At 72.9% G+C, this 7,914-nt stretch carries 10 protein-coding genes; 6 read left to right on the forward strand and 4 right to left on the reverse strand.

Annotated elements, in window-relative coordinates:
• The 3 genes from VGL20_14225 to VGL20_14235 form a co-directional block, all read left to right on the forward strand.
• Nucleotides 1–259 (forward strand): histidine phosphatase family protein (locus tag VGL20_14225; protein ID HEY2704838.1); only part of this gene is annotated, 259 nt, incomplete at its 5' end.
• Nucleotides 246–1,340 (forward strand): Ldh family oxidoreductase, encoded by a 1,095-nt coding sequence (locus VGL20_14230; protein HEY2704839.1) that lies wholly within the window; start codon nucleotides 246–248, stop codon nucleotides 1,338–1,340. The genes VGL20_14225 and VGL20_14230, both read left to right, overlap by 14 nt.
• Before the next feature lie 14 nt (nucleotides 1,341–1,354).
• A complete protein-coding gene (locus VGL20_14235; protein ID HEY2704840.1) occupies nucleotides 1,355–2,206 on the forward strand; it encodes a Rieske 2Fe-2S domain-containing protein in 852 nt (283 codons plus the stop codon).
• Here VGL20_14235 and VGL20_14240 read toward each other — a convergent pair.
• Genes VGL20_14240 through VGL20_14250 form a run of 3 tightly spaced genes read right to left on the reverse strand, consistent with a single transcriptional unit; the run spans nucleotide 2,203 to nucleotide 5,671 of the window.
• Nucleotides 2,203–2,541 (reverse strand): hypothetical protein, encoded by a 339-nt coding sequence (locus VGL20_14240; GenBank protein HEY2704841.1) that lies wholly within the window; start codon nucleotides 2,539–2,541, stop codon nucleotides 2,203–2,205. The two genes, VGL20_14235 and VGL20_14240, sit on opposite strands and share 4 nt — an antisense overlap.
• A gap of 36 nt (nucleotides 2,542–2,577) precedes the next feature.
• Nucleotides 2,578–4,452 carry an EAL domain-containing protein gene (locus VGL20_14245; GenBank protein HEY2704842.1) on the reverse strand — a complete coding sequence of 625 codons (1,875 nt, stop codon included), beginning with the start codon at nucleotides 4,450–4,452 and terminating at the stop codon, nucleotides 2,578–2,580.
• Between the two features lie 55 nt (nucleotides 4,453–4,507).
• Complete coding sequence (locus VGL20_14250) at nucleotides 4,508–5,671, reverse strand: PQQ-binding-like beta-propeller repeat protein (protein ID HEY2704843.1); 1,164 nt, start codon at nucleotides 5,669–5,671, stop codon at nucleotides 4,508–4,510.
• 72 nt (nucleotides 5,672–5,743) lie between these two features.
• Here VGL20_14250 and VGL20_14255 point away from each other — a divergent pair, with 72 nt between their 5' ends.
• Nucleotides 5,744–6,448 carry a hypothetical protein gene (locus tag VGL20_14255; protein HEY2704844.1) on the forward strand — a complete coding sequence of 235 codons (705 nt, stop codon included), beginning with the start codon at nucleotides 5,744–5,746 and terminating at the stop codon, nucleotides 6,446–6,448.
• Nucleotides 6,449–6,595: 147 nt separating this feature from the next.
• Here VGL20_14255 and VGL20_14260 read toward each other — a convergent pair whose 3' ends face one another.
• Nucleotides 6,596–6,922 (reverse strand): hypothetical protein, encoded by a 327-nt coding sequence (locus VGL20_14260; protein HEY2704845.1) that lies wholly within the window; start codon nucleotides 6,920–6,922, stop codon nucleotides 6,596–6,598.
• Between VGL20_14260 and VGL20_14265 the strand changes: the two genes are divergently transcribed.
• Nucleotides 6,894–7,484, forward strand: a complete 591-nt coding sequence (locus VGL20_14265; GenBank protein HEY2704846.1) for a hypothetical protein — start codon at nucleotides 6,894–6,896, stop codon at nucleotides 7,482–7,484. The genes VGL20_14260 and VGL20_14265 overlap by 29 nt on opposite strands.
• A gap of 74 nt (nucleotides 7,485–7,558) precedes the next feature.
• Nucleotides 7,559–7,914 (forward strand): hypothetical protein (locus VGL20_14270; protein HEY2704847.1); only part of this gene is annotated, 356 nt, incomplete at its 3' end.

Genomic DNA, 7,914 nt, shown 5'->3' on the forward strand with positions numbered 1-7,914 from the left:
CGGCGCGCTCGGCTCGCTGATCGTGGTGGTGTCGCACGCCTGGGTGACGTCGGTGCTGACCTGCCACGTGCTCGGTCTGCCCATCCGCGACTACTACCGCCTCGCCAGCCCCAACTGCGCGGTGACGCTGGTGCAGGTCGACGCCACCGGCAGGGGGATGCTCCACTGCCTCAACAGCCAGGTACCGCTCACCGAGCTGGCCCGCGCCGGGCTTCCCCGCGCCCGGCCGCAGGAGGACGCCGCCCATGCCCGCTCCTGAGACGACCACCGTCGACACCTGCCGGATCGACCACCGGCTGCTCGAGGCCGCGGTGGCGCGACTGTTCGAGGTCGCCGGGGTGGAGCGCACCCAGGCGGAGGGGATCGCCGAGATCCTGGTGCTCTCCGACCTCCGCGGGCTGGACAGCCACGGGGTGCGCTTCGCCGCGCGCTACCTGCGGGGCCTCCGCCGCGGCCTGCTCGACCCGCGCCCGCGGATGGAGCTGGTGCGCCGCCGCGGCGCCGTCGCGGTGCTCGACGCCGGCAACGGGCTGGGATTCGTGTCGGCACGGTCGGCGATGGGCACCGCGATGGAGCTGGCGGCGGAGCACGGGATCGGCGCGGTGGCGGTGCGCAACTCCAACCACTTCGGGATGGCCGCGTTCTATGCGATGCAGGCTCTGGCGGCGGGGATGATCGGCCATGCCACCACCGACGGCCCGCCGCACACGGTGATCTGGGGCGGGCGCGAGCCGATGGTCAGCAACGACCCGATCGCCTGGGCCTTCCCCACCCGCACCTCGCCGCCGATCGTCGTCGACACCGCTCTGACCGGGGTGAAGGAGAAGATCCGGATCGCCGCCGAGCGCGGCGAGCCGATCCCGGTGGGCTGGGGCATCGGCCCGGACGGCGCCGAGACCACCGACGCGCGGCTGGCCCTGCAGGGCGCGCTGCTGCCGATCGGCGGCCCCAAGGGATCGTCGCTGATCGTCGCCAACGAGCTCCTCTGCGGCGCGCTGGCGGGGGCGCGCTTCTCCTTCGAGGTCTCGAAGGCCCTGGTGATGGGCGCCGACCACCACGACGAGTGGCGCTGCGGCCACTTCCTCGCCGCCATCGACGTCGAGGCATTCACCGAGCGCGACACCTTCCTCGACCGCGTCGAGGAGTTCGCCGCCACCATGCGTGCGGCCGCCCCGGCACGGGGCGTCGAGCGCGTCCACCTCCCCGGCGAGCAGGCCTGGCTGGCGGCGGAGGCGGCGCGGCGGGACGGGCTGCGGATCGCCCGGACCACGCTCGAGGAGCTCGAGGGGGTGGCCGCCGAGCTGGGCGAGCCGGTGCCGTTCACCCGCCTGGGCACCTGAGCGAGGCGCCCGGGGTGCTCCGCCACACCGTCCACCGCCTCGGCTCCCTGGAGGTGCTCGACACCGTCGCGGTGCGCCTCGGCGGCCTGGTGCACCGCGCCCTCGCCGGCGACCGGCTGAAGAACCTCGCCAGCGGCACCTGGCTCGGCCATCCCCTGCACCCGGTGCTCAGTGACCTGCCGATCGGCTGCTGGACCTGTGCCGCGGCGCTCGACGCCGGCGGTGGCGAGTCGGGGCGGCGGGGCGCCGAGCTGCTCGCCGCCGCCGGTGCGGTGACCGCGGTGCCCACCCTGATCAGCGGCTTCGCCGACTGGTCCGACACCAACGACGCCGACCGGCGCATCGGCGTGGTCCACGCCGCCTCCGGGGTGGCGGCGCTGTCGCTCTACGTCACCTCCTTCGCCGCCGGGTTCGCGGGGGGACCGGGGCTGGCCAGGGGGCTGCGGCTGGCCGGCTTCGCGGCGGCGGCGGCGGGCGGCTACCTCGGCGGCCACCTCACCTTCGGCCGCGGCATCGGCGTCGACCACACCCTCTTCGAGGAGGCGCCCACCCACTGGACCCGGGTGGCGCTCGAGACCGAGCTGGCCGAGGGCCGGCCGGTCTGCGCCGCCGCCGACCGCTACGACATCCTCCTCTGCCGCAGCAACGGCACCGTGCACGCCGTCGCCAATCGCTGCACCCACGCCGGCGCGCCGCTCGACGAGGGCACCGTGGTCGACGGAGAGGTCGCCTGCCCCTGGCACGCCAGCCGCTTCCGCCTCGCCGACGGCGCGGTGACCCGGGGCCCGGCGACCGCGCCGCAGCCCGCCTTCGACACCCGCATCCGGGACGGGAACGTCGAGGTGCGGCTCCGCGGCGGCTCCTAGGCGGCGGAGCGCCCGGACGTGGGCGCGGCGGTCGGCATCCCGATGACGTTGGGCGGCCGCCGCACCTCCGCCTGATGCCGGCTGGCGCCGTCTCGCACCTCGAGCCCGTCCTGCCAGTCGAGGAGTCGGGTGTGGAGGTCGACCGGAGTCCGGGCCGACCGGACCGCGGCCGGGGCCGTGGAGCCCGACACCTCCTCCAGGCGCTCGACCAGGGTTGCGAGGGTGGCCGCCCGGTCGGGCATGCGCTCTCCGGTCATCGCCTCCTCGAGCCTGGTCAGCACCAGGCCGAAGGTGGCGACATACGCTCGTCCGGTGTCACGAGGTGCCCAGTTCATTGCATCACTCCGAATCATTTCCACATGAAAAGATAACTATCCAGTGATCCCGCCGCATGCCAACCAACTTCCATGAAGTTCTGTCAATCCTGGCCAAGATCCAGCGCGCAGACCCGCGCGAGCCCGGCGGGGCGAGGGGTGGCGAGCCGGCGGGATCGCCGGTGCGCCGAGCAGGTAGCCCTGGCCGAGCGGAACCCCGAGGTCGACCATGCGCGAGACGTCCTCGGACGTCTCCAGGCCCGCGGCGATGAGGAGGGTGCCGGTCTCGTCGACGAACGTGGTCAGGGCGCGGATCACCGCCCGCGCGCCCCGCCGGTCGGCGTGCCGGGTCAGCAGGGCCGACACCTTGACGAAGTCGGGGACGGTCGAGGCGAGGAGCTCGAGGGTCGAGTGCCCCTGTCCCGCGCGGTCGAGTGCGAAGCGGAAGCCCTCGCGCCGGTACTCGCCGAGCACGTCGGCGAGGCGGCCGGTGTCACGTGGCGCCTCGCGCTCGGTGATCTCGAGAACGACCTGCCGCGGCGAGAGTCCGCCCCAGCGGAGCAGCAGCAGCATCTGGTCGGCGTCGTGCTGGGGATCGAGCAGCGCGGAGACGCCGGCCTTGACAAAGACGACGCTGCCCGGCGGCAGGTTGTGCGCGTCGCGCACCGCGACGCGCCGGCACAACCAGTCGAGGTCGCGGGAGAGCCCCAGCCGCTGGGCGGCGGCGAAGAGCTCGACCGCGCCCGCCTCGACGCGCTCGTCGCTGCGGCGTCCGAGGGCCTCGTAGGCGAACACGGACCCACCGGCCAGCCGGACGATCGGCTGGAACGCGGCGCGGACACGCCGCCTCGCGATGATCCCCGGCAGGGTGCGCTCCCAGCTCCTGACCGACGAAGCCGCCGCCGATCCGCGGAAGGCCGCCACCCGGTCCCTGCCTCCCTGCTTGGCGCGGTAGAGCGCCACGTCGGCCGAGGCCCAGACCGCCAGGGGGTCCGCCTCCTGCGCGCCCGACGCGCACCCCAGGCTGATCCGGGCGTCCCCGTGCGGCACCACCGCTCCGTGGATGGCGTGCCGCAGCCGCTCCGCGACCCGCACCGCCTCCTCCTCGGTCCTGCCCGGGAGCAGCGCGGCGAACTCGTCGCCTCCGGTGCGCGCGACGACGTCCTGGTCGCGCAGCGCCAGGCGCAGGGTGCGGGCGACGCTGCGCAGGTGCGCGTCCCCGGCGTCGTGACCGTGGTCGTCGTTGACCGCCTTCAGGCCGTCGACGTCGATGGCCAGCACCGCGAAGCCCTGGGTCTTGGGGAGGACGAGCAGCCGCTCGAACTCGCGACGGTTCACCAGGCCGGTCAGCCAGTCGGTGATGGCGATGTCCGTGAGCTCCGCCATCCTCGTCTTGAGCGCCCGCTCGGTCTGCCTGCGCCCGGTCACATCGCGGATCGCCGCGACCACGAGTACGCCCGCGTCGGTGGTGAGCAGCCCGAGGTTCACGTCGACGGCGAAGTCGAGGCCGTCCTTCCGGCGCCCGACCCGCTCCAGGTCGACGCCCGAGGCCCGGTGGTGCCGGTGCGCCCTCGGCAGCCCGGCGGGGACGAGCAGCTCGACCGGCTGTCCCTCGAGCTCGGTCCGGTCGTAGCCGAAGAGCCTCTCCAGCTGAGCGTTCACCATGTCCACGCGACCGTCGGAGTCGAAGGCGAGCATCGCGTCGGGAGCGACCTCGAGCAGGTCGCGGATCAACTCCCGGCCGCTGCGGAGCCGCCACGCCTGGGTCGCGGCGAGGGCGGCGGTGCGGAGGACGACGGTGTCGGCGCTCCCGCTCAGCGCGCCGAGAAGAGCGGCGAGGTCGACCGCTCTCGACACCCGCCGCGCGACCTCCTCGAACGCGAGCAGTGCGCGCTGGTGAGCCACGTCGGACGCCGGCATGTCCCTGATCACGGATTCATCGTGTCCTGAACCGGCGGTGGGTACCACCAAGGGCTGTGAAGAACCGTCATGGAACGAAGGCCTCGAGCCTCGCGCCGGTGCCGTCCAGGTAGCTGTCCGACCAGAGGTACACGCGTCCGTCCACCGGGATCGGGCTGCCCTGGTAGGCGTAGCCGGAGGAGAGCGTGCTCACCCGCCCGAGCAGGGCACCGGTGTCGCTGCTGAACATGTCGAGGCTGAACTCCGCATCCACGTAGACGACCCCGTTGGCCACGGTCGGAGGATCCTGGACGAACTCGTTGGCCGACCAGACCCTCCTGCCGGTGGCGGCATCGAAGGCGGCGAGCCCGGCGTAGGTCCCCGCGGCGCCGGCGATCACCAGCCCGTTGGCCACCGCCGGCGCGGTGATCACGGGTCCGAGGTGCGTGCTCTGCCAGACCACCGAGCCGGTCGCCGCGGAGAGCGCGTAGAGGTTGCAGCCGCTCACGTAGAGGAGCGATCCCGAGACCGTGACCGCGGACTCGCCGCAGCTGTCGAGGTACCGTGCCCAGACCACGGCGCCGGTGGCGGCGGCCAGCCGGTAGACATAGCCGTTGCTCGAGCCGACGAGGAGCGCGCTGCCGTCGATGGTCACCGCGGGGGTGGCCATGGACGCACCGAGGACGGGACTGTGCGGCCGGACCGCCCAGCGCACCCGTCCCGACGACGCGTCGACCGCGACCACCTCACCGCTCCCCCCGCCCGCGTACACCGACCGGCCGGCCGCCGCCAGCGCGGTCGGGAACAGGTCGCCGGGGCTGGGACAGGCGATGGTGGCGCCGCTGCCGCTCCTCATCCCGACGATGGCGGGGTCGTCGAGCCCGACCCAGATGCCGCCCATCGCAAAGGCCGGGGCGGACGTCTGCTGGCCCTGATTGCAGGCGTTCACGGTCCAGCGCACCGTCCCGGTGACGGTGTCGATCGCCTGTGCGTCCCCGGCGGACGAGCTCGACAGGTAGGCGGTGCCAGCGACGATCACCGGACCCGATCCGGTCACGACCGGAGTGACCATGGCGCGCTTCAGGTGCCCGACGTTGGACCGGCTCAGCGTGGTCTCGACGTTGTTGAACCGGGTGTGCTGCGCGTCGAATCCGTCCTGCCGCCAGTCGCCGGCCGGCGCACTGGTCGCGCCGACGAGAACGAGTGCCAGGGTCCCGATCACGGCGGGGGCGGCGAGTCGGGGTGTGCGCATGGTGCAGCCTCGGAGAGTCACGGCGTCGGCACCGGTGTCGGCACCGGCGTCGGCGTCGGCGTCGGCGTCGGCGTGGGCGTCGGTGTCGGTGTGGGAGTGGGTGTCGGCGTCGGTGTCGCTGTGGGCGTCGGTGTGGCTGTCGGCGTCGGTGTGGGTGTCGGCGTCGGTGTTGCTGTGGGCGTCGGTGTGGGGGTCGCCGTCGGCGTCGGTGATGCCGTCGGCGTCGGTGATGCCGTCGGCATCGGTGTCGGCACCGGCGTCGGCACCAGCGTCGGCGCGGGTGGGATGGGCGGAAGCAGGAAGAGGTCGGACAGGGATGGCACCTGCACCGTGGAGCCGCCGGACACCTGGGCATGGAGGTCCGGCACGGCCGGGAGCGAGGACCCGGAGGTGGGCGGGAGGCTCGGCGCCGGCGGCAGCGGGACCACATCGGGGTCGGTCTGCACGCCGTCCGCCGGCGAGGGGGTCGGGGATCCCACGCCCCGGGTGGACCCCTGCGCCACCGCGCCGACCGCACTCACGCGCGGCGACAGCGCTTTGGCCACGATCGCCGAGACCCCCAACGTGCCCAGCAGCAGGACGCCAGCGCCGGCCACACGCCTGCGCGTCGTCGCCGGCCGCCGGGTGGCGGCGACGATCAGAGACGCCGCGCGCGGTGCACGCGATTCCCTCTCCCTGCGCGTGACGGCGCGCCGCCGCCTGTGCAGCTCCAGCGGCACGAACATCGCCACCGCCAGCACCAGGCCGACAAAGATCTCCATGGCTGAAGAATCGTAGTCACCTCAATCATCTGCACATGACCCTGTTGTCGTAGGCGGACTGCGAGGAATGAGGGAGATGAAGCCGTCTTTACAACTCTTCCTATGCGCGCCCTCAGCGGGGCCCTACGTTTGACAAACACGTGACCACCCGCTCGTCGGCTCATCACCCGTCGACGAGCCAAGTGGAGGTTCCCTCTCGAACACCACCACCGACTGAACCGCCGGCCCACGTCGGCCGGCCCTCGAACGTGAACACGTCTGCAATGCACTCTTTCGGGAGAACCCATTCCATGAGAATCGGACAGCGCGGTGCGAATCTGCTTCGCAACGCCGGCATCAGCACCACCATCGCGGGAGTCGCTCTGATGTCCCTGGGGACGCTGGGTGCCAGCGCCACCTCCCTCACATCCGACGCCCCCTTCATTCTGACCAGCACGCCGTCGGTGATCCGGGACGCGAGCGTGTCCCTGAAGGACACCATCGTGCTCACCAGGAACGTCGGTGACACGACGTCCGAGACCACGACGACCACCACCACCAGCACCGGCGTGGGCAAGCCGGTGGTCACGCTCTCCACCGGTGACTGCGACATCGCGAAGGACACCGACGAGGACGCGCAGAAGGACGTCGAGGACGCCGCCAAGGAGGACGTCGTCGTCGAGGGGACGGTCGGCTCCGTCGTCGCCCACGTCGAGGGCTCCGGCATCTGGACCGCGACCACCGAGGCCGTCGCGGTGACGCTCGGTGCGGGCGACACGGACTTCCACTTCTCGGTCGCCTGGAACGGCCTCACCGGCTGCGAGGACGTGACCGTGGCCAAGGTCGTGCCGACCCCGACCCCGACCCCGACCCCGACCGCAACCCCCACCCCGACAGCGACCCCGACGCCCACCACCACCACCACCGCCGCCACCAGTGCCGTCGCTGCGGTCAGCGCGGTGACCACCCCCTCCACCGGCGCCGAGGTTCCCACCGCAGCGGGTGCGCTCCTCATGATGTCCGGGCTGGGCATGCTGATCGGCGGCGTTCGCCGTCGCCGCAACCGCTCGTAGCCTCAACTCACAGCGCGGGGGCGGCCGGGCATTGCCGGCCGCCCTCTCGGCCTCAGCGCCAGGGTGACAGCACGGTGGACACGTCGAATCATCCTCGGTGGTACGGGGGACGCCACGCCCAGGTGGTCTCCACGCTGGCCGGCGGCGGGCTGCTCCTCGCCGGCATCCTGGTGATCGCAATCCCCCTGGTCGGCGTGTTCGGGCGCGGACAGGCGGACAACAGCGCGCTGGCGCTGTGGAACCGCGGCGGCTCGACGGCGCTGACGGGCACGGCGCCCGAGACCGGCTCCGCCGCCGGCTGTGGCTCCTCCTCCGGACCGACCGGCGCCTACGCGATGCTCAGCTTCCCCAGCCTCGCACGGTACGGGTATGCGGGCGTCGCCGGGGACGGTGGGTGGGACATGCTGCTGCAGCGCTCGATGGTCCACTA

The sequence above is a fragment of the Candidatus Dormiibacterota bacterium genome, from assembly GCA_036495095.1.
In the GTDB taxonomy this organism is placed as follows: Bacteria; Chloroflexota; Dormibacteria; order Aeolococcales; family Aeolococcaceae; genus CF-96.